This is a genomic window from Martinezella sp. CNPSo 3964, assembly GCF_057784375.1.
Genome location: NZ_JBXSOW010000002.1, coordinates 551,649 through 576,348 on the forward strand (window position 1 = coordinate 551,649; position 24,700 = coordinate 576,348).

A 24,700-nucleotide genomic window follows, 5' to 3' on the forward strand; every position below is an offset into this window, starting at 1 on the left:
GAAGACGCTTCCAGGTCTTTAATGTAACAATTAAAATGCGATGCATTTCCCAAGTTGTGAACAGCCAACGGCGCCCACCCGAAAAAGCTGAATTGCAACAGTGAGGTCTAACCTCAGCCCTGCTGCATCGTTGCTTCGATAATGCTGTATTCGGTGCACGGCATAAGAAAACCCCGGTAAAACCGGGGCTTTTACATGTGCAGCCGATTGGGCCGATCATTGCGCCGTGAAACGCCCTCAGAAGAGGAAGTAGCGTTGCGCCATCGGCAGAAGCGTCGCCGGTTCGCAGGTCAGGAGCTCGCCGTCGGCCCGCACTTCATAGGTTTCGGGGTCCACCTCGATATGCGGCGTCAGGCTGTTGTGGATCATCGATGCCTTGGAAATGCCGCCACGCGTGTTCCTGACGGGCAGCAGCGTCTTGGCGATACCGAGCTTGCCGGCAAGCCCGGCATCAAAAGCGGCCTGCGAAACGAACGTCACCGAGGAATTCGTCCGGTTTTTGCCATAGGCGCCGAACATCGGCCGGTAATGCATCGGCTGCGGCGTCGGGATGGAGGCATTCGGGTCGCCCATGGGAGCAGCCGCAATGGAGCCACCAAGCAAAACCATTTCCGGCTTCACACCGAAGAAGGCCGGATTCCAGAGTACCAGATCGGCACGCTTCCCGACTTCGATCGAACCGACCTCATGGCTGACGCCGTGCGCAATGGCCGGGTTGATCGTATATTTAGCGATGTAGCGCTTCGCACGGAAATTGTCGTTGTCGCCGGTCTCCTGTGCCAGGCGGCCGCGCTGGCGCTTCATCTTGTCGGCGGTCTGCCAGGTGCGGATCGCCACTTCGCCGACACGGCCCATCGCCTGGCTGTCGGATGAAATGATCGAGAAGGCGCCGATATCGTGGAGAATATCCTCCGCCGCGATCGTCTCCTTGCGGATGCGGCTTTCGGCAAAGGCGATATCCTCGGGAATGGAGGGCGACAGGTGATGGCAGACCATCAGCATGTCCAGATGTTCGGCGATCGTATTAACCGTATAGGGCCGCGTCGGGTTGGTCGAAGATGGAATGACGTTCGACTGGCCGCAGATCTTGATAATGTCGGGCGCATGGCCGCCACCCGCCCCTTCCGTGTGGAAGGCATGGATCGTGCGACCCTTGATGGCGCCGATCGTATCTTCGACGAAACCGCTTTCATTCAACGTATCCGTGTGGATCATCACCTGCACGTCGTATTCGTCGGCAACGCTGAGGCAGCAATCAATCGCCGCCGGCGTCGTGCCCCAATCCTCGTGCAGCTTGAGCGAGCAGGCACCGCCGAGCACCATCTCTTCCAGGGCTGCGGGAACGGACGCATTGCCCTTGGCCGACAGGCCGATATTCATCGGAAAGGCATCGAAGGATTCGATCATGCGCGCCAGATGCCAGGGTCCCGGCGTGCAGGTCGTCGCCAGCGTCCCGTGTGCCGGTCCGGTACCGCCGCCGAGCATGGTTGTCATGCCCGACATCAGGGCTTCCTCGATCTGCTGCGGGCAGATGAAATGGATATGGCTATCCATGCCGCCGGCGGTCACGATCTTGCCCTCACCTGCAATCGCTTCCGTGCCCGGCCCGACGATGATGTTGACATCGGGTTGCGTATCCGGATTGCCGGCCTTGCCGATCGCGACGATGCGGCCATCCTTCAAGCCGATATCTGCCTTCACGATCCCCCAATGATCGAGGATCAACGCATTGGTGATGACAGTATCGACGGCACCATTTGCCCGCGTCACCTGGCTCTGACCCATACCATCGCGAATGACCTTGCCGCCGCCGAACTTCACCTCCTCGCCATAGGTGGTGAAATCCTTCTCCACCTCGATGAACAATTCGGTATCGGCCAGACGCACTTTGTCGCCGACGGTCGGTCCGAACATGCTGGCATAAGCGGCGCGAGAAATCCTGTAGGGCATCAATCAATCTCCTTGGGAGGCAGAGAGGAGGTTCGTGTCGGCAAGTCGCCTCAGGCGGCCGAGGGATATGTAGGCGTCTACCAGCCGTTTCTCGGCGGCAAAGGGATGCTCTTCCCAGCCGGTGTGGCTGAAGCCGGTAATAGCGATATCGTCGTCGGGATGGCGCGCCATCACCTCGGCAATCACGATCAGGCCGCTGCTCGGCACCACGTAGGAGCCGGGATCATGCTCTGCGAGTGCCGCATCGACACCTTCGTGAATGGATTGACCGATCACGACATGCTGCTTGCCGGTTGCCTGACAGAAGGCGGTGAACTGGTCGGTATAATCGTCGCAGAAATCGTCCAGCTCTGGATGTGAGATCGCCAGCGGCGCACGCAGCGCCGCGAATTTGATCGGATCACGCACGCTCCAGATCTCGGATGCGGAAGCAACGGCAGGGCTCTTGCGCCACTCGGCCGAACCGAGCATGGCGCGCGCCGGCCGGCCGGTGTTGCAAACGGCAACGACATCGGTCCGGCTGCCGCCGGCCCCCATCGAGCGGCAATCGTTGAAACGGATCACGAGATCGGCGGCATCGATGACAGCTGCGGCACCTGCCGCAACCTCACCATTCCCGACGATCATCACGCTGCGCCTGGAACTCACTGATTGCCCTCCGGTCCATCGGCGAGGTCCTTCAGTTCCTTGGTTCGCGTCTTGGTCAAATCAGCTTTGCAGCCGGAAACGAGCATCGGCTCCATCGAGCCGCCACGTGCCTGAAATCCTTGCGCCTCGCACTCGCCGTCTCGATAATCCACCCAGGCACGCTGCGCCTTGATAAGTGCCTTTTCGGCGCCCTTCATGTCGTTGTCGAGATCCGCATCGATGGCAACCATCGCCGCGCGTGTCTTCTTGTATTGCGCGTTCAGCGCCTTGTCGGCCGTGTCGAAATCAAGCGCGGCGCAAATATTCAGGTCCGTCTGCGCCTCCGCTTTGGCGCAATCGATCTTCGGTTCATCCGGATTGTTCTGCGCGAAGGCAGGATTACAGATCAAGGCTGCAGCGAGAGCCGCAGCGGGTACAAGCAATTTCATCAACATCAAATCCCCCAAAGGCTACAGCTTGCCCATGACCTGCTGACGGAAGCCGTAGACTTCGCGCTTGCCCGATAGCGGGATCAGCGTGACCGAGCGTGTCTGTCCTGGCTCGAAACGCACGGCGGTTCCGGCGGGAATGTCGAGCCGCATGCCCCTTGCCTTGTCGCGGTCGAATGAAAGCCCGGCATTGGTCTCGGCAAAGTGATAATGGCTTCCGACCTGAACTGGCCGATCGCCGGTATTGGAAACCTCGAGCGTCACGGTCGGCGCTCCGGCATTGAGTTCGATGTCGCCGCCTGCGGCGATGATTTCACCTGGGATCATGGTTTTCTCCTCATGCGGCCCGAACGGGCGCACATCCCTCAGCTTTCAGAACACGCTTGGTCGAAGCGGGATATTTGGCAAGCAAGGCTGCTGGACGGATGGGGCGCTGGACGAAATCACCGCCGCAATTCGGGCAGACGCCGCTCAATACGGTATCGACACAATCGGCGCAGAACGTGCACTCGAAGGTGCAGATCATCGCTTCCTTGCTCTCCGGCGGCAAATTCCTGTCGCAGCATTCGCAATTGGGCCTCAGCTCCAGCATGGCAACCTCACCGGATGGGTTCGTGGACGGTCACGAGCTTGGTGCCGTCGGGAAATGTCGCCTCGACCTGAACATCATGGATCATCTCGGCAATGCCTTCCATCACCTGATCGCGCGTGATGACATGGGCACCGGCCTCCATGAGCTCGGCAACCGGGCGGCCGTCCCGCGCGCCTTCGACCACGAAGTCCGTGATCAGCGCAATGGCTTCGGGATGATTGAGCTTGACGCCGCGTTCCAGCCGCCGCCGCGCCACCATCGCCGCCATGGAAATCAGCAGCTTGTCTTTTTCTCTCGGAGTAAGGTTCATCGCCTACCTATGTGATTGCTGTTGTCAGAGCATGATGCCGAAAAGTGTCAGGGGATTTCGGACAGCATCATGCTCTACTTCTTTGATTTTGGAGCCGGATGATTTTAGTCAAGCAGGCCTAAAATCATCCGGCTCCGGAGACTATAGGTTCCAGACTTTCGGCACAGGCGCTCCGTTGCGCAAGGCGGAAATGATCGGAATGAGGATTTTTCTGAGCGCGAAACCGTCGGCAGCAACCAGACGCACGACGAGCTTCTCGCCCCAGTGGCTGGCGCCTCCCATATGTGCTTCAAGGAGCGGCCTGATCCGGCCGAGATAGGTTTCGGCCAGCGGACCGACATAGAGCAAGGTCGCAAAGGCCACCTGACCGTCAAGCACCGCCATTTTCGCCGTCAATGCGGCCACATCACCATCCAGCCGCAACTCCTCGGCATGAACCAGCCGTCCGCCGCGACGGATACGCCAGCGATCGCGAAACAGCCCCCGCTCCATTGCCTCGCCCATGGCTTTCCGCCCGAGAAGGATCGCCTCGACGGCAAGGAATTCGGCCGCGTCGTCAAGCTCGACATTCAACGCACGCGAAAGCGAGGCGCGATCGAACAGGATAGTCTCCTGCGGCAGCCAATCGACGCGCGCGCCACTACCGACCTTGATGGACGTCTCAACCTCCGCCGTCCCGGCGGAGGCCTTGTAGATCTTCTCGCAGGCCTGTGTCGTCACATCGATGCGCGTGCCCGGCGCGGCGGCAATGCTCCAGTCCATCCGGTCGCCGCCCGTCAGACCGCCGGCGGTGTTAATGATGACTGCCTCCATGGAATGATCGAAGGTTTCCGGCAGCCTGATCTTGGCCGCCCCTTCCTGAAAGAGCTCAGCCAGACGCGTGCAGCCGCCAAGCGACTTCGCCGCCAGATGGCCGCGACCTCGCGCCCTCTGCGGTCTCGTGCCTGCCGCCGTCATTGCCATCAGCCTCTCCACATATCACATCATGCCAAAGCCCGGACATTGAAGCCCGGCAAGGAATAAATGCAAGCAATTCCTGTGCCTTATGTGATCTCCCGCAACATCGGCCTGACGCTGGCCACATCAGCCGCATTTTTCGTCAAACGCCGAAAAGAAAGGCAGTGGGCTTCAGTGAGCCGAACAGGTATCAGAAGCAGATCTGTGGAAAGCTCTACCTGTGAAGCGTATTACCCTTTCACCGCCGAGAAGAAGAGGAAACGTGGCTTGGTCGTCAGGCTCTTGTAGGCTTCCGGGAAAAGAGTGCTAACCTTGGGATCCGGCCGCGGTTCGCTCACGACATCGATCCGAAACCCGGCCGATTTCAGCGCATCGAACATGGCATGCAGCGGCCGGTGCCAAAATCGCATGGTGATGTCCTTGCCGCCACGGCGCCACGTCTCGCTGAAATTATAGGTCTCGAAATAGCTTTCACCGCTGGCCGGATCATGATCCATGAACGGGTGATGCGTCGAAAAAATCAGGCGGCCGCCATCGGACAGGACGCGCCTGAACTCCGAAAGAGGCCGCGACCAATCGCGCAGGTAATGCATGACCAATGAGGCCATGACCAAATCGAAGGCGCCGTTTTCGAAAGGTAAGCGCTCGTTCAAATCCGCCAGCAAGAATCGCGCCCGCCCTTCCAGGCAATGCCGCGCGATTTCGAGCAAGCCCGCGCTCGCATCGACACCGGTCAGGATCGCTCCCCGATCGACGAGAGCGGCAGCATGAGCCCCGCCTCCACAACCCGCATCGAGAACGCGAAATCCGGCAACGTCGCCGGCGAGCGAGAGAATTGCCGGCCGCTCGCAATAGGCATTCCAGGCATTGTTCTCGTTGTCGGTCTGATAGGCGGCTGCGAACGCATCATAGTCATTCTCAGACACTGTCCCTCCTTGCCGGAAAACGGCACACACAGCAGCACTTTAAATGGTTGACGCCTTCACCCTATGGATACGCGTCTCTTCAGCGACGTCGTATCACAATCGATACCCCTGCTTTCCCGCCTAAGCCACACGATCCGGCGGCTCTTGTCCGGCAAAGAAGGCGGTGACATTGTCCACCACCTTCATGCCCATGGCCGTGCGCGTCTCCTCCGTGGCACTGCCGAGGTGCGGCAGAAGCACGACATTGTCCATTGCCCGCAACCGCTCGGGAAGATGCGGCTCCGCCTCGTAGACATCGAGACCGGCGCCGCGGATCGTTCCCTGCTCCAATGCTGATATCAGCGCCGTCTCGTCGACGACATCACCCCTTGCAGTATTGATCAGGAAGGCGCCGGGCTTCATGGCGGCAAAGCGATCCGCATTCATCAGATGGCGGTTCTCGGCTCCTCCAGGGCAATGCAATGAGACGAAATCAGCAATTTCCAGAACATCCTCGACCGTCTGCAATTGCACGGCGCCATAGCGTGCGGCTTCCATGGGATCGATGGCGGAGCGATTGTAGAAGACGACATCCATGCCGAAGCCGAAGTGACAGCGCTGCGCGAAGGCCCGACCGATACGGCCAAAACCGATAATGCCGACGGTCTTGCCCGTCACTTTGGTACCAACGAGGTGCGTGGGTCGCCAGCCGGTCCATGCACCGGCCCGCACTTCGCGCTCGCCTTCGCCGCCGCGCCGGGCAACCGAAAGAAGCAGCAGCATGGCGATATCGGCCGTGCAGTCCGTCAGCACGCCAGGCGTGTTGGTGACGACCACGCCCTTTTCCTTGGCAGCCTTGATATCGATGTGATTGAAGCCGACGCCGAAATTGCCGAGGATCTTCGCGCGGATCACCTCTCCCTCGAAGAGCGCGGCCGGAAGTCTATCGGAAACGGTCGGCAGAACGGCATCATGGGTAAGCAGCGCCTCGCGCAGCTGCCCGGCATCGAGCGCCTCGTCATCCTGGTTCAGAGTGGTGTCGAAACGCTCCGAAAGCACCGCCTCGACCGCCGATGGCCAGCGTCGGGTCACGAGAATACGGGGTTTGTTCATGCTGCGATCCTCCTGCCGATACAGGCGAGACTTAAAGCAGCTTCGGCGTGAAGGAAATGGCGAACCGCTATCGCGAATATGAAAAAGCCCGACCAATGGCCGGGCTTCCCAGATTTTGCCTATGCCGGAAAACCGGCATCGCAAAGCTTACTTCGCGATTTCGGCGTAGTTGTACTTGCCGTCGGAACCCTTGGACCACTTGTACATGACGTAGTCCGGACGGGTGATGTCGCCCTTGGCGTTGAAGCCGAGGTCGCCGATAGCCGTCTTGAACGGACCCTTTGCCTTAATTGCGTCGGCAACGGCCATGGGGTCGTTGGAGCCGGCAGCCTTGGCAGCAGCAGCGATGACCTGCAGGGCAGAGTAGGAGTACAGCGTATAGCCTTCCGGCTCATAGCCGGCAGCACGGAACTTGGCAACGAGATCGGCAGAAGCCGGGTTCTTGCGCGGGTCCGGAGCGAAGGTCATCAACGTACCGTCGACGGCGTCGCCGGCGATCGAAGCCAACTCGTTCGAAACGATACCGTCACCCGACATGAAGTGAGCCTTCACGCCCTGGTCGGCCATCTGGCGCATGATAAGGCCGGCTTCGGTGTGCAAACCGCCGTAGTAGACGAAGTCGACGCCAGCCTGCTTCATCTTGGCGATGAGAGCCGAGTAGTCCTTGTCGCCGGGGGTGATGCCTTCATAAAGAACTTCCTTCACGCCGTCGGCGTTGAGGTTCTTCTTGGTTTCGTCGGCAAGACCCTGGCCATACGGGGTCTTGTCATGAACGACGGCAACCTTGGCGCCCTTGAAATTGTCGGCGATATACTTGCCGGCAACCTCGCCCTGCTGGTCGTCGCGACCGCAAGTACGGAAGGTGTTCCACAGACCGCGCTCGGTGAACTGCGGGTTGGTCGAAGCGGGAGTGATCTGCAGGATGCCGTTTTCAGCGTAAACTTCCGAAGCCGGAATGGAAACACCCGAGTTGAAGTGACCGACAACGAACTTGACGCCGTCAGCGACGAACTTGTTGGCAACCGAAACGCCCTGCTTGGCATCGGAGACATCGTCGCCGAGTTCGATCTTGATCTTTTCCCCGTTGATGCCACCTGCCGCATTGATGTCAGCAGCTGCCTGCTCTGCACCCTTCTGAAGCTGCGCGCCAAACGCAGCATTCGGGCCCGTCAACGGACCGCCAACGCCAACAATGATGTCGGCCTTCGCAACGCCGCCAAAAGCGATCATCGCCGACAAAGCCACCGCCGACAGAAGATACTTCTTCATATTATTACTCCCAATTTTTAAGCGGGTTCCGTTTGATCTGCCCTGCGCGATACCCACCAATCATCACGCCGGTAACGCTTACATTTCGAACTCTGGAAGCATGACCCGGCCCGTTCCCGTCTGTTTTTATGGGCTGGGTGACGCTCTTGGTTGTACGCAGACTGTGCCTAGTTTAGGCGCACTGTCAATTCTTCTTCTTCCAAGAAAAGGCCGAGGTCTTTTCATAGAGCCAATAATAATTATTCACCATCTGATCGGTACGTCGATACCGGTATCCTGCCGTCGCAAAGATCAGTAGAAGCGCGACATCGATGATGTAGATGGTGACGTCGAACACCGGGCCATTGAACAGCGCATGGTGCAGAAACTGCAGGCCAAGGCCGATCAGAAAGCTATAGATGACGACAAGCGGATAGGTTTCCCAGTTGGACGCGACGGCGCGGCCAGCGCGCCATGCGGTCCAGAAACCGAGGATGACGATGACAGCGCGGATGACCATGCGGCCGCCGGTATCGGTGTCGAAGAGAAGTCCCTGCATCTCAAATTCTCCGCGAAACGAAACTCAATGATGTCCGCCTTCGAGATAGGCGGCGCGCACTTCCGGATTGGCAAGCAGTTCCTTGCCGGAACCGCTCATCGTCACCCGGCCGTTGACCATCACATAGGCGCGGTCGGAAAGCTTCAGCGCTGCAAAGGCGTTCTGCTCGACGAGGAACACGGTCAGCCCCTGGGTCTGGTTCAGGACCTTGATCGCCTCGAAAATGCCCTTGACGATCAACGGCGCGAGACCGAGCGACGGCTCGTCCAGAAGCAGCAGCTTGGGACGCGCCATCAGCGCGCGGCCGATCGACAGCATCTGCTGCTCGCCGCCCGAAAGCGTTCCGCCGCGCTGCGACTGGCGTTCCTTCAGACGCGGGAAGAGCGTGAAGATCTTCTCGACGTCCTCGTTGAAATATTTGAGCTTGTCGAGGCTCGCGCCCATCTGCAGGTTTTCGTAGACGGTCATGCGCGGAAAGATACGCCGACCCTCGGGCGACTGCGCGATGCGGAGGCGGGCAATCTCATGCGTCGGCATGCGCGTGATATCGCGGCCGTCGAAGGTGACCGAGCCGGTGCGCGCCTGTGGGCTGCCGCAGATTGTCATCATCAGCGTCGATTTACCGGCGCCGTTGGCACCGATCAGGCTGACAATCTCGCCGCTGTTGACTTCGATATCGACACCGGCAAGGGCGCGGATGTTGCCGTAATAGGTTTCGACACCCGCGACTTTCAGAAGTGGTTGCCCCGCCATCAATGTTCACCCTCTTGGAGGTGTTCGACTTCGGCAATCACCTCTTCCACTTCCTCATCCTCGACGCCCAGATAGGCGGCGATCACGCGAGGATCGTTCTTGACCTCATCCGGCGTGCCATCGGCGATCTTCTGCCCATATTCGAGCACGATGACATGGTCGGAAATTTCCATGACCACGGACATGTCGTGTTCGATCAGCAGGATCGATGTGCCGATGTCCTTGCGGATGCTGCGAAGGAATTCGTTAAGGACCAGAGACTCGCGAGGATTGAGACCGGCGGCCGGCTCGTCCAGGCAAAGAAGTTCCGGACCCGTGCACATGGCGCGAGCAATTTCCAGGCGGCGTTGCGCTCCATAAGGAAGGTCGCCGGCGGGATCGTCGGCGCGATCGATGAGATCAGCCTTTTCCAGCCAGAAGCGCGCCAGCTCGATCGCGTTCTTCGCCTCGCTCCGATAAGGGCCTACGCCAAGCAGACCGAGGATCGTGTAGCCGGAGGCGCGCATCAGCTTGTTGTGCTGCGCGACCAGCAGGTTCTCGAGCACGGTAAGACCGGAAAACAGGCGAATGTTCTGGAAGGTACGTGCAACCTTCGCTTCGCGCGTGATCCGGAAATCCGGAAGCCGCTCCAGGAGGTATTCCTTGCCGGCCTTCTGATGGAGGGTAATCATACCCATCGTCGGCTTGTAGAAGCCGGTGATGCAGTTGAACACGGTGGTCTTGCCGGCGCCGTTCGGGCCGATAAGCGCCGTGATGTCGCCGCGCTTCGCCTCGAAGGAGAAGTCGTTGATCGCCATCAGGCCGCCGAACTTCATCGACAGGTGATCGACCTTCAGCAGGATGTCGTTGGGGGTTGCGGTCACAGCGTTCATCAGCCGTGGCCCTCCTTGGTAAAGCTGCCGGAGACCGCTTTTCGCTCCTTGAGGAACGCGGTCGGCTCACGCGTACCGACGAAGCCGCGCGGCTTGAAGATCATTACGACCACCATGGCAAGGCCGAAGATCAGCATGCGGTAGAGTTCCGGCGTAAAATCCTGACCGAAGAACAGCTTGAGGAAATCCATGTCGCGCAGCAGCTCGGTGCCGCCGACCATGGCAATTGCGGCAATCGCGATGCCCTTCAGCGACCCCATGCCACCGAGAACGACGATCGCCAGGATCACGGCGGATTCGAGGAACACGAAGGATTCCGGCGAAACGAAGCCCTGGCGTGCCGCAAAGAAGGAGCCGGCAAAGCCGCCGAACATCGCGCCGGTGGCAAAAGCCGTGAGCTTCGTCGTCACCGTATTGATGCCGAGCGAACGGCAGGCGATTTCATCCTCGCGCAGCGCTTCCCACGCACGTCCGATCGGCATGCGGCGCAGCCTGATGGTGACATAGGCGGTCAGCATGCAGAGCAACAAGATGACGTAGAACAGGAAAATCTTGTACCAGGCCGACGAGATCGGCAGGCCGAAGCTACGGACGAAGTTGTGCGGATCCTTCATATCGAAGGTATAGATGCCGAACAGCGACGCCTTGGTGATGTTGGAGATGCCGAAGCTGCCCTGCGTCACATCGGTCCAGTTGGTCAGCACGATGCGGATGATTTCGCCGAAGGCCAGCGTGACGATCGCCAGATAGTCACCTCGCAGACGCAGGACCGGAAAGCCCAGGATCATGCCCCAGAGCCCTGCAAGAAGGCCCGATATCGGCAGAAGCAGCCAGAAGGACAGGCCGAAATGCATCGATAACAGCGCGTAGGAATAGGCACCGACCGCGTAGAAGGCGACATAACCGAGGTCGAGCAGGCCGGCGAGGCCGACGACGATGTTCAGACCCCAGGCGAGCATCACGTAGATGAGGATCTGAATGCCGAAATTGTCGACATAGGTCAGCGACCCCTGCGGACCCAAGATCGCCACTGCCGCCAACGGATAGATGAGCAGGAGCACGAGCGCGATCTTGTTGAAATGCCTGGCGGCGAAGCTGGGTTCGCCCTCCACCTCAACCACCTTGGCCTTGGCGGCCTTTCGCGCGGCCAGGTAAGGCTGAACGAAGACCGTCATGATAAAGCGGCCGACGGCAGCGATTGCAACGATGATCGCCAGAAGGCCCCAGCGCTGCACGATGATCAGCTTGTTGTCCATGTTCTGATCGGTCTTGAGACCGATATAGAGGACGAACATGCCGAAGGCGATGACAGCGGTCCAGAGGGCGTCCGTAATCCCCTTCTGGACAAGGCCGGGTGCGGTCTTGCCTGCAACGAAGTTTGAATTTGCCATGGCGTTATACCTTTTCGACTTCCGGCCGCCCGAGGATGCCCGTCGGCTTGAAGATCAGAACGAAAGCAAGGATGCCGTATGTCGCGACATCCTTATACGCGATGGGAAAATTGCCAGACCAGAACGACTCGATGAAGCCGATCATCAGGCCGCCGAGAACAGCGCCAGGAAGCGAGCCGATGCCGCCCAGAACCGCAGCCGTGAAGGCCTTGACACCCGGCACGAAGCCGTCCGTGAAGTTGGCGACGCCATAATACATCAGATACATCGTGCCGGCGACGGCAGCCAATGCCGCACCCATGATGAAGGTGATCGAGATGGTACGATCGACATTGATGCCGAGCAGCGCCGCCATCTTGCGGTCCTGTTCGGTCGCCCGCTGAGCACGCCCAAGCGCCGTCTTGTTGACGATATACCAGAAGGCGGCCAGCAACACGACGGTAACGATGAAGATGATAATCTGCTTCAGGGACAGCGAAACGCCGCCGAAGTTGTAGACATCACCCACAAGCGTCGGGATCGGCTTGTTGCGCGGGCCTTGTGCGACCTGAATGAAGTTCGACAGAACGATCGACATGCCGATCGCCGTGATCAGCGGCGCGAGGCGGAACGAACCGCGCAGCGGCCGATAAGCCACCCGCTCGATCACCCAGTTCCACAGGCTCGTCATCAGCATGGCAACGATCAGCATGACAAGCAGCATGATCGCAACTGGCAGGCCGGCAAAGAGCGAAACGAGGACCAGATAGGTGATGAGAGCGGCGAAGCCGCCAAGCATGAAAACGTCACCGTGGGCAAAATTGATCATGCCGATGATGCCGTAAACCATGGTGTAACCAATGGCGATCAGGCCGTAGATCGACCCGAGAGTCAGCCCGTTTAAGAGCTGCTGGATAAAATAATCCATATATCATTTCCCCTGGATGCGGCGTCATACGACCACATCTCTTATTACTTTTTTAGGTTCCTTCTAGAGGCCTATGGCCGCGATTCCATACTGGTTTCGAAGGAAATGTGAAGCCAAAAAGGCAAGAAATTGACAAATTCTTTTCAAATCGCCGTGCGCTGATGCGAATCCGACCAAAAATGACACGAAAGCGGCAGGTCGTGGCTCAAAATTAGCCAAAACCGTCAAACGACGCCTGCGCTTTGAAGAGCTTTTGTCAGAGACGGGCCTCGTCAGGCCCGCCATAATAGTCGTCTGGACCGCGACTTTACGCGCGCATCCTGGCGCCATCCGCATCGAACAGCGGCTCGGCCTGCAGCTTTGCCGGCAAAAGCTCGCCGAGCAATTCGATCGACCAGCCCTGCGCCTCGTCGGCGATTTCCTTCGGCACGTAGCCCACGGCGACGGAAAGACCGGAAGCATGAGCATAGCCGCCTGACGTCACCCAGCCGCAGACCGCGCCGTTGTGATAGATCGGCTCATCACCGATGACGTCGGCATCTCTTGCACTCAAGATGAAAGTGCGCAGACGCAGCGTGCCGCCTTCCGCCTTCTCCTTCGCGGCTGCCGCCTTGCCGATGAAATCGGCCTCCTTGGACAGCGCCACAAATCGGTTGAGACCAGCCTCGAACGGCCCATAGAGCGGCCTGTATTCGCGCGCCCAGCTGCCATAGGATTTGTCGAGGCGCAGTGCGTTTAGCGCCCTCAGGCCAAAGAGCCGGATGCCGAATTCAGCCCCCTCCTCCATCAGAAGGTCGAAAATGTAGCGCTGATGCTCCGGCTTCATCCAGATTTCATAGCCGAGGTCGCCCGTATAGGAGACGCGGCCGACGATTGCGGGCGCCATGCCGATATCCATGCGGCGGATCGACATGAAGGGGAAGGCAGCCGTGGAGAGATCCTGGTGGGTCAATTTCTGCAGCAGTTTGCGGGCATTCGGACCGGCGATCGAAAGGCCAAGAAGCGAAAGGCCGAGGGCCTTGAGCTCAACGGAGCCATCCTTCGGCAGAAGGCTTTCGAACCAGCGCATATGGTAGGCTTCGGCGATACCGGAGCCGATGAGAAGGAAATCCCCCTCGCCGAACTTCGCCAGCGTGAAATCGCCGATGAGCTTACCATCATGCTTCAGCATCGGCGCCAGCGTCATGCGACCGATCGCCGGGATACGGCAGGTCAGCAGCCTATCGAGAAACGCTTCCGCGCCCGGTCCCTTGACCGAATATTTGGCAAAGCCCGAAGTTTCCATCAGGCCAACGCTCTCGCGCACCGCCTTGGCTTCGGCGCCGACGACATCGAAATCGTTGGAACGGCGCCAGGAGAATTGATCGACCTCACCCTTCGGCGCGAACCACAGGGCTTGCTCCAAACCGTAGTAGGCGCCAAAGACGCCGCCGGCCTCCTTCAGCTTGTCGTAGATCGGCGTGGTCAGCAGCGGACGTGCGGCCGGCAGCTCTTCGTTCGGATAACGGATGGAGAAGCGGCGGGCATAGTTCTCGCGCACCTTGGCATTCGTATAGGCGAGCGTTGCATAGTCGCCGTAGCGGGAAACGTCCATGGCGAAGACGTCGAAGCCCGGATCGCCGTAGATCATCCAGTTGGCAAGCGCGAGACCCACACCGCCGCCCTGACTGAAGCCGGCCATGACGGCGCAGGCCGACCAGTAGTTGCGAAGGCCGCGTACGGGGCCGACGAGCGGGTTGCCATCCGGCGAGAAAGTGAACGGGCCGTTGATGATCCGCTTGATGCCGGCATTGTTAAAGGCCGGGAAGTGGCGGAAGCCGACTTCCAGCTCCGGCGTGATGCGCTCGATGTCCTCGGCCAGCAGCTCGTGGCCGAAATCCCAGGGCGTCGTCACCGGCGACCACGGGCGACATGCCTTTTCATAGGTGCCCATCAGCATGCCCTGCCGCTCCTGGCGCAGATAGATCTCGCCATCGAAGTCGACGCAGTGCATCAGCTCCTTGCCCGTGGTCTTGTTGAAGTCGATGACCTCGGGCATGTCTTCGGTGATCAGATACATATGCTCCATCGCAAGCACCGGCAGTTCCAGCCCCACCATGCGGCCGACTTCGCGCGCCCAGAGACCGGCGGCGTTGACGACATGTTCGGCGATGATCTCACCCTGATTGGTGATGACGCGCCAGGAGCCATCCTCGCGCTGCACCAGTTCCTCCACTTTGGTGTGAAGGTAGATTTCGGCACCGTTCTTCTTGGCGGAGCGGGCATAGGCATGCGTCGTACCATAGGGGTCGAGATGGCCTTCGACGGGATCGTAAAGCGCGCCGACGAACTGATCGGGGTCGAGAAGCGGCATCATCTCATGCGCTTCCTTCGGCGTCAGTAGCGTCGCTTCAAGACCATTGTAGCGGCCCTTGGCGAGAATGGACTTCAGCCAGTCGAAGCGCTGCGGCGTGGCGGCCAGCATCAAGCCGGAGGTCAGGTGCAGGCCAATGTCCTGACCGGAATATTCCTCGATCTCCTTGTAGAGCTCGACCGTATATTTCTGCAGCTTGGCCACATTCGGATCGCCGTTGATCGTATGCATGCCGCCGGCCGCATGCCAGGTCGAGCCGGATGTCAGTTCTGAGCGCTCCAGCAGCACCACATCCGTCCAGCCGAACTTGGTGAGGTGATAGAGCACCGAACATCCGACGACACCGCCACCGATGACGACGACCTTGGCATGGCTTTTCATCTGGGAATCCCCTGTTTTCGGCACGAAGCCGCCGGGTGTCTTCCCGCGCGACCGGCCGTATTTGAGAGGAAACCTAGAGGCTATCCGGGAGGCCAAATAGCCCGAACTGCGAAACCGATATGTCTGTTTGCGCCATCGCAATTGTTCGGATCGCGCCATCGGGCGTCAGAAGGGCAAGCCGTCCGGCAAGGCATCCAAGGTCCGACGGCGCCAGGCTTTTCAATCCGCGAAACCGGCCGTCAGAGCGAATTCCCGCCCCATCTCCATGATCTCCTCGAACACGCTGCCGGCATAGAAACGCGGCACGATGATTTCGAAGCGATCGGGGCCAGTGCGCGCGAGATTGGCGCCGACATGGCAGCACAGCATATTGGCCGATTGTCCCTCGGCAAAAACCTTCGGGTGCAGATCGACGGCCACGCATTTGGCGAGGATGCGACGGACACTGGGGCCGGAAATGCAAAGCAGTACGCGACCGTCACTCTGCTCGAAGAAGGAGGCACGAGCCGGATCGAGCGTGAAGAGATCCCGCGCCACGCTATCGGCGCCGAGCGTCTCCGACACAACGAACCATTCCCTAGGTCCGGCATCGCGAACCGATACGTCCTTCAACGCCTTCAGGCTTGCCAGAACGTCGTCCTGATCTCCCGCCCTGCCAAGCACGGAGAAGATGGCCGGGCGGCGCACGACAGCGAGATGATTCGGATTGGCGGCAGCCTCGAAGCCGGAAATATGATCCTCCAGCACATGCCTGTTCTGAAACGCGACGCTCATCGATCCCTCATCCCTGAAGCTTCTTGTTGTCCGGATCGACGAAGACCGGGCTGCAGACCTCTGCCGCCACTTCCTCGCCGCGCAATCCGTCCCAGACGACCACGCGCTCGCCGATGCGCTCGCGGCCCGACTTCAGGAAAGCAAGCGCGATCGAATGACCGAGAGTGGGCGAGAAGCAGACCGAAGAGACGTGGCCCTGATCGTTCACCGTCGAAGGTCGGGCGCCCTCCTTCAGAATATGCGCGCCGGCATGAAACTCCTTCGTGGTGTCGATCGGCTTCAAGCCGACAAGCTGGCCGCGGTCGGCGGCGGTCAGACCGAAGCGGGTCGACAGCCTCTTGCCGATGAAATCATGCTTCTGCGTCGACATCATGCGGCCAAGTCCGACATCGTCGGGCGTGGTGCGGCCATCCAGCTCGCTATGGGTGATATGCCCCTTCTCGATGCGCAGCACGTTCAGCGCTTCGACGCCATAGGGGCAGATGCCGTGCGCCTTACCGACTTCCATGATCGCATCGGCCACCGCCTCGCCATAGCCGGCAGGCACAGCAAGCTCATAAGCAAGTTCACCCGAGAAGGAGATGCGGAACAAACGTGCCCGCAGGCCGCCCTTGAGCATGACTTCGGCAGCGGCGAGGAACGGAAAGAACGCGTCGGAAATATCGTCCTCGACGATCTGCTCCAGCACCAGCCGTGCCTTCGGGCCGGCAATCGCCATCTGCGCCCATTGATCAGAAGACGAGACAAAACGAACGTCGAGCTGCGGCCAGAGCGTCTGGGCACAGAATTCCATATGCGTCATCACCTCGCCGGCCATCGCCGTCGTGGTCGTCATGAAGAAATGATCTGGTGTCAGCCGGCTCGTCGTGCCGTCATCGAAGACCATACCGTCTTCGCGCAGCATCAGGCCGTAACGGGCCTTGCCGATCGGCAGCTTCAGGAAGGCGTTGGAATAGAGGCGGTTGAGAAACTCCGCCGCATCCTTGCCAAAGATCTCGATCTTGCCGAGCGTCGACACGTCGCAGATCCCGACATTATTGCGGATGTTCAGGACTTCGCGGTCGACACTGTCGCGCCAGCCCTTCTCGCCCGGCCGGGCGAACCAGGACGAACGATACCAGAGACCGGCCTCGACGAAGCTCGCGCCATTCTTCTTCGCCCAGCCATGCAGCGGCGATTCCCGGACTGGCTGCGCATGCTTGTCGCGCGCCGTGCCCGCGAGCGCACCGAAGGAGACAGGCGTATAGAACGGTCGGAAGGTCGTCGTGCCGACGGCAGCCGGGCTGACGCCGCGCATGCCGGCGATGATGCCGGCGGCGTTGACATTGCCGAGCTTGCCTTGATCCGTCGCCATGCCGCTCGTCGTATAGCGCTTGGCATGTTCCACATGGCCGAAGCCTTCGCGCAGCGCGAGGCCGAGATCCTTGGCATGGACGTCGTTCTGGAAGTCGACGAACGCCTTATCCTTTGCGCCCGGCACATGCCAGATCGCCGCGAAGGACGCATCATACTCGCCCTCGACCTCAGGCAGATCGACAGCGTGAGCCACACCGCCGAGGCTTTCGATGACCAGCCCTGCCTTTTGCGCACCATCGGCAAGGCAGCCCGAAACGCTCTCGATGCCGGCTGCCGAGCCGGCAATCTCCAGCTCGCCGCCGACGATCGGCGCCATGAAGGCCTGCTTTTCGTCCGACCAGACCGGCTTGGCGCCGCGCTGGCAGGCAAGATGGATGATCGGCGACCAGCCGCCCGACATGGCGAGCGCATCACAGTCAATCAATTCGTCCAGGCCGCCGCGATCGGCAATGACACCGCTGATGCGATATTTGCCCTTGGTCGCATGCACGCTTGCCCCATGCACCACACGGACACCCTGAGGAGCGGCATCCGCCGATGCGGCGCGCGTATCGAGGATCGCCGAAATATCGACGCCTGCAGCGGCAAGGTCGGCCGCTGTGCGGTAGCCCGAGCCACCATTGGTGAAGACGGCGACCTTCTGCCCCGCAACGACGCCGTAGCGGTTGAGATAGCTGCGCATGGCGCCGGCCATGATCACGCCCGGACGGTCATTGCCGCCGAACACCAGCGGCCGCTCTTCCGCTCCCGAAGCGAGAATGGCGCGCTTGGCGGCGATGCGCCAGAGGCGCTCGATCGGAAGATCCGGGGATGGCATCGCCACATGCTTCTGAACCTTCTCGACGGCGCCGAAAACATTGCCATCATACCAGCCGAACACGGTCGTGCGCGGCATCAAGGTTACATTGTCGAAGCTCTGCAGCTCCTCGAGCGTCGCCTGGACGAAGACATCGGAGGAAGCGCCGCCGATCGTCAGCCTTTCCGAAAGCAGCGAGCCGCCGAACCGGAAACCCTCGTCGGCAAGTACGACGCGCAAGCCCGCGCGAGCGGCGGTCAGAGCCGCCATCAGGCCCGCCGGACCGGAGCCGATGACGAGCAGATCGCAATGCGCCCAGGCCTTTTCATAGCGGTCCGGATCGGCCTGCATGACCGCCTTGCCGAGGCCGGCGGCGCGCCGGATGATTGGTTCATAGACCTTCTCCCAGAAGGCCGCCGGCCACATGAAGGTCTTGTAGTAGAAGCCGGCGCCCAGGAAGGGCGAGAGCAAGCTATTGACCGAGCCGAAATCGTGCTTCAGCGACGGCCAGCGGTTCTGGCTAACAGCCGCCATACCCTGATAGAGCTCGGCGACGGTAGCACGTGTATTCGCCTCGGTGCGGCCATCCTTGCCGATGGTGACGAGCGCGTTGGGCTCCGCCGACCCAGCTGTCAGGATGCCGCGCGGCCGATGATATTTGAAGCTGCGCCCGACCAGCAGCTGGTCGTTGGCGAGCAGAGCGGCGGCGAGCGTATCACCCTCCAGTCCCTTCATCTCCTTGCCGTCGAACTGGAAGGAAAGCGGCCGGCTGCGATTGACGAGGCCGCCGGTCGACAAACGATAAGCAGTCATCGCGCCGCCTCCTTCGCCTTATCCTCGGCGTCGGTGACGGAAAAGACCTCATGGGTGACATTGCTGCGCTCGACGACCAGCCAGCGGCGACACCCGGCGCTATGATGCCAATATTCCTCAATCCGGCCGCGCTCGTTGTCGCGGATGAAGACGTAGCGATTCCAGTCCTCGTCCGGCGCAGTCGCTGCCGGACGGGCGACGGAGGCGCCGCGAATGGAGAATTCTTCCTTGGGTCGCACGCCGCAATGCGGGCAGTTGATCAAGCTTGCCATTGGTATTGTGCCCTCAATGCAGGTTCGGCTGCGGACCCTTGCCGCCTTCGTCGATCGCAAAGCCGCGCTCGAAGCGGTCGAGACGCAGAAGGCGACTGACATCGTGGCTCTCGTTCTTGGCGATCAGATGCGCAAAGCAGAAGCCCGAGGCCGGCGTCGCTTTGAAGCCGCCATAGTTCCAGCCGCAGTTCAGATAAAGGTTTTCGATGGGGGTGCGATCGATGATCGGCGAGCCGTCCATGCTCATATCCATGACGCCGCCCCAGGTGCGCAGCACGCGCACGCGCGACAGGCCGGGAATGAGTGCCACCCCCTCCTCCATCGTGTGCTCGACGGTGGCGAGATTGCCGCGCTGCGCGTAGGAACTGTAATAATCGATATCGGCGCCGAACACCAAACCGCCCTTGTCGGACTGCGAGATATAGAAGTGTCCCGCGCCATAGGTGATGACGTTGTCGATAACGGGTTTCAACCCCTCGGACACGAACGCCTGCAGGACATGCGTTTCGATCGGCAGCTCAAGATCGGCCATATTGCCGAGAATCGACGTGTGGCCGGCAGCCGCAAGCGCCAGTTTGTTGCAGCCGATGAAGCCGCGATTGGTCTCGACGCCGGTGACGATGCCGTTCTCGCGGCGGATGCCGATCACCTCGCATTGCTGGATCAGATCGACGCCGCGGCTGTCGGCGCCGCGCGCATAGCCCCAGGCGACCGCATCGTGCCGCGCCGTGCCGCCGCGCCGCTGCAAGAGACCGCCAAGGATCGGAAAGCGGGCATGGTCGAAATTCAGGTAAGGCATCATCCGCCGAACCTGCTCGCGGTTCAGAAGCTCCGCATCGACGCCGTGCATGCGCATCGCATTGCCGCGCCGCGCATAAGCATCGCGCTGGCCATCGGAATGGAACAGATTGACGATGCCGCGCTGGGATACCATGGCATTATAGTTGAAATCCTGCTCCAGCCCTTCCCAGAGCTTCATCGAGAATTCGTAGAAGGGCTCGTTGCCGGGCAGCAGGTAGTTGGAGCGGATGATCGTCGTGTTGCGGCCGACATTGCCAGAGCCGATATAGCTCTTTTCGAGCACGGCGACATTGGTAATGCCGAATTCCTTGGCGAGATAATAGGCCGTTGCCAGCCCGTGACCGCCACCGCCGACGATAATGACGTCGTAATGCGGCTTCGGCTCCGGCGTCCGCCACACTGGCTGCCAATGACGATTGCCCGAAAACGCCTGTTTTAGAAGCTGATATGCCGAATATCGCATGCCTTCATCCCGATACTACCCGGCGGCACATTCGCACATGCAATAAAAACGACAAGTCCCGAAAGGACGAAAAAGCTTCGCAAACAGAACAAGATCTTTTCCGAATGCGCAGTGGCAATAGATGTCCGCCGAGTGGAAATCAGGTGGCCCGGCGCGCCCATAGCCTCGGCCATAACGAAAGTGATCGATGCTCTGTTGCTAAACCCCGGATCAAGCGGTAAGGCGAAGAAAGCCGGAACATCGGAAGTCTAAACTTCGCAATCGCAACTTCCTATATATAGTGTTCGGATCATTCAGGCGCGCATGGCGCGCGGAAGACGAAAAGCAAATGCTTGCAACATTCGAAAAGGCGGCGCTCGACGCAGGAAAGGCCATTCTGGAGGTCTATCGTGCTGGCTACGCGGTTGCCTTGAAGCAGGACATGAGCCCCGTCACGCTGGCCGACGAGCGCGCCGAACACATCATTCTCAGGCACCTCGAACGCGATTTTCCACATATCCCGGCCATTGCCGAGGAGCAGGTGTCCGCCGGCAAGGTTCCGGATATCCACGGCCGCGCCTTCTTTCTCGTCGATCCGCTCGACGGTACGCGCGAGTTCATCGAGCATCGCGATGAATTCACCGTCAACATCGCCTACGTCGAGGACGGCGTTCCCGTGATCGGCATCGTCTACGCGCCGGCACTCGGAATAGCGTTTACCGGCGAACCCGGCAGGGCGCGCAAGTTGATGGTCGACAAGCATTTTGCCGTTACCGGCCGCATCAACATTGCAGTGCGAGAGCGCCCTGCCAAGCTGACGGCGCTTGCCAGCCGTTGCAATAGCAACGCGACAACCGAAAGCTTCCTGACCGACAACGCGGTTTCCGGCTGCACGTCGATCGGGTCGTCGCTGAAATTCTGCCTGCTCGCCGAAGGCAAGGCCGATGTTTATCCGCGTTTCGGCCGTACCATGGAATGGGATACGGCAGCCGGCGATGCCGTGCTGCGGGCGGCAGGCGGCAAGACCGTCACCGTCGAGGGTGGCCTTCTGACCTATGGCAAGACCGACCAGAATGAGGATGCCGACTTTGCCAATCCGCACTTCATCTGCTGGGGCGGACAGAAGCACGGCGTGTCGGCGTAAGTTTATTTTTGCAAGTAAAAAACAATTCTTGCGCCTGCTCCCGCGCCTGAAAGCAGTAGGCCGGTCCCTGCAATTTCGACCCGGAAGCGTAAGTTTTTACTGACGAAAAATCATAGAATGAATGTGATTTACCCTGAAATAACAGGGGCTTTTGGGCATTTTGCTCAGGCAGGACATACGCAAATCAGCCCTCCGCCACATTCATTAAAATTATTAGCAAAGTCTTACCATGTGCTTAGGCAATTTTTAAATGTGGCAAGCTAGAGTGCCACACGTGGTCTTGAGTGTGTGTAGAGAGTCCAATGACCGAAATGATACGTCCCCGAGTGAAGTATGTCATCGGCCCCGATGGCAGCCCGCTGACGATAGCAGACCTGCCGCCGCCGAATACGCGCCGCTGGGTCATTCGTCGTAAGGCAGAGGTTGTCGCCGCCGTGCGTGGTGGTCTGCTCAGCTTGGAAGAAGCCTGCGAACGTTATACGTTGACCGTCGAAGAGTTCCTCTCCTGGCAGTCGTCCATCAATACCCATGGCCTGGCTGGCCTCCGGACGACCCGCATACAGCAGTATCGCCACTGACAGCAGCGACAGCACCACCTTAATTTGACTTTGTGTTCGGGCCTCTTTTCTGAAAAGAGGCCCGAATTATTTGGAGCAACGCATTTCGAATGCGCGCCGTCATATTCCGATGACCTGTCAAAGAACAGATTTCGAAGCAAAAGCCCGCTCAGCGTCCAGCCGCCTAGCGGTAAAAACTCAGCCGGTCCGTATGTCTGGCACCGGCTTAAACGGAGACGATCCGTTAACAATCTAGACGGTTGGCAGACGGCATAGCGCATGCAATCCTTGTTGCATCAAACGCGACAAGGGAGAAAATCATGGATATCCGCAACGAAAACAACACATCAGGCGGCCGTTATGTCGCGACCGTCGAAGGCCATGAGGCGGAGATGACCTTTTCCCGCACATCTCCCAAGCTGATCATTATCGATCATACCGGCGTGCCGGATGCCCTGCGTGGCAAGGGGGTCGGCCAGGCGCTGGCGCTTCACGCCGTCGAAGAAGCGCGGCTTGGCGGCTGGAAGATCATCCCGCTCTGCCCCTTTTTCAAGGCCCAGGCGCAACGTCATGATGACTGGCGCGACGTCGTCAATCTCTGAAATGCAGCGTTTTAGTCGCGACGTCACCCGTTGCACGCAATGCACGAGTGAGCGGGCAATAATCCGTCCGTTCGGTCGGATTGGTCTTTGAAAACGCAAAAGCTGCGCATGGCCGGCCCCGTCACGGCCAGTCATGCGCAGCTTTCATGCGCTTCCATCATACTCCCCGCATTCCGAAGATGGACCCCGTACCGGAACGCAATAACGCTTGATCCGAAGGAGGAGACGGAATTGCGATCTCAGGCGCGTGCCCGCGCCGGACCCGAACCATCACGCTCTTCGAGCGCTGCGGCCTTGGCATATTCGGCCTGCATTTCCTCGAGCGAATTTTCCAGCGCCTCTTCCTGAACCTGCAGTTCCCGGATCGACACCTGCAGATTGTCCGCACGCTGGCGGGCAGCCTTGGCAAAGGTCGGGTAGGCAAAGTGGCTCGGATCGGAAATGCCGGACTTCTTCTCTTCGACGACGATCTGGCTTTCCAGTTCCTTCGTCATGCGGTCAAACTCCGCCATCATCATCTGCAACTGCTGCAGCTGACGGCGTTTTTCGTTCACCTGAAACTCTTTCAGGCGAACAAGGCTCTCACGTGACTTCATACGCATTACTCCCGTGATGCGAGACCCCGGCTCTCGATATTCCCACCCGCCGAACCGCTTTGAGACGGCTTGGTTAAAAAAATTTCCAGCGATCTTAATAAAAGCCTACCGCTGGTAACCTTTCGTTTACGGGCATCGTTAATGATAGGCGCAATGATTTAAGGCTCGGTAAATGTTGTGGTCGGAATTCGGCATATCGGCATTGGTGAGTCAGATGAATCACTTGGCGTTGGTTGTTAATGCAATACTTTAGGAGTCGATTTTACTGATTGTCGTTGGAAAACAGTGCAATGGAAAAATTATTTAATAAATTCGATACGACTTGCCAGAGTGAATCAGAATTTGTTAACCATTACATGGCAGCTTCCAAATCAAGCAGTGATTTGATCGGTATCGCGTTAAGGGGCTGACGACCTTTCGGCGGCGGTAAAGGGGACAATTATGCGGGTTCTATTAATTGAAGACGATAGCGCGACAGCGCAGAGCATCGAGCTGATGCTCAAATCCGAAAGTTTCAACGTCTACACCACCGATCTCGGTGAAGAAGGCGTCGATCTCGGAAAGCTGTACGACTACGACATCATCCTTCTCGATCTCAATCTTCCAGATATGTCTGGCTACGAAGTGCTGCGCACCCTGCGCCTTTCGAAGGTCAAGACGCCGATCCTCATCCTCTCCGGCATGGCCGGCATCGAGGACAAGGTTCGCGGCCTCGGCTTCGGCGCCGACGACTATATGACCAAGCCTTTCCATAAGGACGAGCTGGTCGCCCGCATTCACGCCATCGTCCGCCGTTCCAAGGGCCATGCCCAGTCTGTCATCATGACCGGCGAGCTCATCGTCAACCTCGACGCCAAGACCGTCGAAGTCGGCGGTCAGCGCGTGCATCTGACCGGCAAGGAATACCAGATGCTGGAGCTGCTCTCGCTGCGCAAGGGCACGACGCTCACCAAGGAAATGTTCCTCAACCACCTCTATGGCGGCATGGACGAGCCGGAACTGAAGATCATCGACGTCTTCATCTGCAAGCTCCGCAAGAAGCTGGCAAACGCTGCCGGCGGCGCCAACTACATCGAAACCGTCTGGGGCCGCGGCTATGTGCTGCGCGAGCCCGACAGCAGCGATTTCGCCGAAAGCGCCTGAGCCGCCTCCCGTCTTTACCGCCGACACACAGAAATCC

Annotated in this window: 25 protein-coding genes; 4 read left to right on the forward strand and 21 right to left on the reverse strand. The window is 59.5% G+C overall.

Features of this window, described 5'->3' with window-relative positions:
* Positions 1–237: 237 nt before the first annotated feature.
* The 20 genes from ureC to AC13Q5_RS09390 form a co-directional block, all read right to left on the reverse strand.
* Positions 238–1,950 (reverse strand): urease subunit alpha, encoded by a 1,713-nt coding sequence (gene ureC / locus AC13Q5_RS09295; RefSeq protein WP_075851381.1) that lies wholly within the window; start codon positions 1,948–1,950, stop codon positions 238–240.
* 3 nt (positions 1,951–1,953) lie between these two features.
* Entirely contained in the window at positions 1,954–2,577 is a 624-nt protein-coding gene (locus AC13Q5_RS09300) for a Urease operon accessory protein (protein WP_457878414.1), read from the reverse strand.
* A 17-nt stretch (positions 2,578–2,594) separates the two neighbouring features.
* A complete protein-coding gene (locus AC13Q5_RS09305) occupies positions 2,595–3,026 on the reverse strand; it encodes a lysozyme inhibitor LprI family protein (protein WP_457878402.1) in 432 nt (143 codons plus the stop codon).
* A gap of 21 nt (positions 3,027–3,047) precedes the next feature.
* Positions 3,048–3,353, reverse strand: coding sequence for an urease subunit beta (locus tag AC13Q5_RS09310; protein ID WP_069611701.1), 306 nt, complete (start codon positions 3,351–3,353; stop codon positions 3,048–3,050).
* Between the two features lie 10 nt (positions 3,354–3,363).
* The gene (locus tag AC13Q5_RS09315; protein WP_075851384.1) at positions 3,364–3,618 is read right to left on the reverse strand and encodes a DUF1272 domain-containing protein; all 255 of its coding nucleotides are present in this window, start codon (positions 3,616–3,618) and stop codon (positions 3,364–3,366) included.
* 7 nt (positions 3,619–3,625) lie between these two features.
* On the reverse strand, positions 3,626–3,928 hold the full coding sequence (locus AC13Q5_RS09320) for an urease subunit gamma (RefSeq protein WP_034503828.1): 303 nt from the start codon (positions 3,926–3,928) through the stop codon (positions 3,626–3,628).
* Between the two features lie 141 nt (positions 3,929–4,069).
* Positions 4,070–4,891, reverse strand: coding sequence for an urease accessory protein UreD (locus AC13Q5_RS09325; RefSeq protein WP_488501493.1), 822 nt, complete (start codon positions 4,889–4,891; stop codon positions 4,070–4,072).
* Positions 4,892–5,115: 224 nt separating this feature from the next.
* Complete coding sequence (locus tag AC13Q5_RS09330; RefSeq protein WP_488501494.1) at positions 5,116–5,811, reverse strand: class I SAM-dependent methyltransferase; 696 nt, start codon at positions 5,809–5,811, stop codon at positions 5,116–5,118.
* Positions 5,812–5,931: 120 nt separating this feature from the next.
* Positions 5,932–6,903, reverse strand: a complete 972-nt coding sequence (locus AC13Q5_RS09335) for a 2-hydroxyacid dehydrogenase (RefSeq protein ID WP_488501495.1) — start codon at positions 6,901–6,903, stop codon at positions 5,932–5,934.
* Positions 6,904–7,050: 147 nt separating this feature from the next.
* On the reverse strand, positions 7,051–8,172 hold the full coding sequence (locus tag AC13Q5_RS09340; protein WP_075851389.1) for a branched-chain amino acid ABC transporter substrate-binding protein: 1,122 nt from the start codon (positions 8,170–8,172) through the stop codon (positions 7,051–7,053).
* Between the two features lie 184 nt (positions 8,173–8,356).
* Positions 8,357–8,710 carry a DUF6867 family protein gene (locus tag AC13Q5_RS09345; protein ID WP_075851390.1) on the reverse strand — a complete coding sequence of 118 codons (354 nt, stop codon included), beginning with the start codon at positions 8,708–8,710 and terminating at the stop codon, positions 8,357–8,359.
* A gap of 24 nt (positions 8,711–8,734) precedes the next feature.
* Positions 8,735–9,463 carry an ABC transporter ATP-binding protein gene (locus AC13Q5_RS09350; RefSeq protein WP_069611708.1) on the reverse strand — a complete coding sequence of 243 codons (729 nt, stop codon included), beginning with the start codon at positions 9,461–9,463 and terminating at the stop codon, positions 8,735–8,737.
* Entirely contained in the window at positions 9,463–10,335 is an 873-nt protein-coding gene (locus tag AC13Q5_RS09355) for an ABC transporter ATP-binding protein (RefSeq protein ID WP_075851391.1), read from the reverse strand. The genes AC13Q5_RS09350 and AC13Q5_RS09355 overlap by 1 nt, the downstream gene beginning before the upstream one ends.
* Positions 10,335–11,726: a high-affinity branched-chain amino acid ABC transporter permease LivM gene (livM, locus tag AC13Q5_RS09360; RefSeq protein WP_075851392.1), complete on the reverse strand. Its 1,392-nt coding sequence runs from the start codon at positions 11,724–11,726 to the stop codon at positions 10,335–10,337. Before livM ends, AC13Q5_RS09355 begins: the two co-directional genes overlap by 1 nt.
* A gap of 4 nt (positions 11,727–11,730) precedes the next feature.
* Positions 11,731–12,633, reverse strand: a complete 903-nt coding sequence (locus AC13Q5_RS09365) for a branched-chain amino acid ABC transporter permease (RefSeq protein WP_075851394.1) — start codon at positions 12,631–12,633, stop codon at positions 11,731–11,733.
* A 307-nt stretch (positions 12,634–12,940) separates the two neighbouring features.
* Entirely contained in the window at positions 12,941–15,367 is a 2,427-nt protein-coding gene (locus tag AC13Q5_RS09370) for a GcvT family protein (protein WP_488501496.1), read from the reverse strand.
* A gap of 219 nt (positions 15,368–15,586) precedes the next feature.
* Positions 15,587–16,141 (reverse strand): sarcosine oxidase subunit gamma, encoded by a 555-nt coding sequence (locus AC13Q5_RS09375; protein WP_488501497.1) that lies wholly within the window; start codon positions 16,139–16,141, stop codon positions 15,587–15,589.
* Between the two features lie 7 nt (positions 16,142–16,148).
* Complete coding sequence (locus tag AC13Q5_RS09380; RefSeq protein ID WP_488501498.1) at positions 16,149–19,106, reverse strand: sarcosine oxidase subunit alpha family protein; 2,958 nt, start codon at positions 19,104–19,106, stop codon at positions 16,149–16,151.
* Positions 19,103–19,378, reverse strand: coding sequence for a sarcosine oxidase subunit delta (locus AC13Q5_RS09385; RefSeq protein WP_075851399.1), 276 nt, complete (start codon positions 19,376–19,378; stop codon positions 19,103–19,105). The genes AC13Q5_RS09380 and AC13Q5_RS09385 overlap by 4 nt, the downstream gene beginning before the upstream one ends.
* Positions 19,379–19,391: 13 nt before the next feature.
* Positions 19,392–20,642 (reverse strand): sarcosine oxidase subunit beta family protein, encoded by a 1,251-nt coding sequence (locus tag AC13Q5_RS09390; protein WP_349956131.1) that lies wholly within the window; start codon positions 20,640–20,642, stop codon positions 19,392–19,394.
* A 328-nt stretch (positions 20,643–20,970) separates the two neighbouring features.
* Here AC13Q5_RS09390 and cysQ point away from each other — a divergent pair, with 328 nt between their 5' ends.
* From cysQ to AC13Q5_RS09405, 3 genes are all read left to right on the forward strand, one after another.
* On the forward strand, positions 20,971–21,765 hold the full coding sequence (gene cysQ, locus AC13Q5_RS09395) for a 3'(2'),5'-bisphosphate nucleotidase CysQ (RefSeq protein ID WP_075851403.1): 795 nt from the start codon (positions 20,971–20,973) through the stop codon (positions 21,763–21,765).
* 302 nt (positions 21,766–22,067) lie between these two features.
* Positions 22,068–22,343, forward strand: coding sequence for a CtrA inhibitor SciP (gene sciP / locus AC13Q5_RS09400; protein WP_004107124.1), 276 nt, complete (start codon positions 22,068–22,070; stop codon positions 22,341–22,343).
* Positions 22,344–22,642: 299 nt separating this feature from the next.
* On the forward strand, positions 22,643–22,924 hold the full coding sequence (locus AC13Q5_RS09405; RefSeq protein ID WP_075851405.1) for a GNAT family N-acetyltransferase: 282 nt from the start codon (positions 22,643–22,645) through the stop codon (positions 22,922–22,924).
* A gap of 239 nt (positions 22,925–23,163) precedes the next feature.
* Here AC13Q5_RS09405 and AC13Q5_RS09410 read toward each other — a convergent pair whose 3' ends face one another.
* Positions 23,164–23,520: a flagellar export protein FliJ gene (locus AC13Q5_RS09410; protein ID WP_075851407.1), complete on the reverse strand. Its 357-nt coding sequence runs from the start codon at positions 23,518–23,520 to the stop codon at positions 23,164–23,166.
* A 441-nt stretch (positions 23,521–23,961) separates the two neighbouring features.
* On the opposite strand from AC13Q5_RS09410, the gene ctrA reads away from it, so the two are divergent.
* Positions 23,962–24,663, forward strand: a complete 702-nt coding sequence (gene ctrA, locus AC13Q5_RS09415; protein ID WP_069611718.1) for a response regulator transcription factor CtrA — start codon at positions 23,962–23,964, stop codon at positions 24,661–24,663.
* The last annotated feature ends 37 nt before the right edge of the window (positions 24,664–24,700 follow it).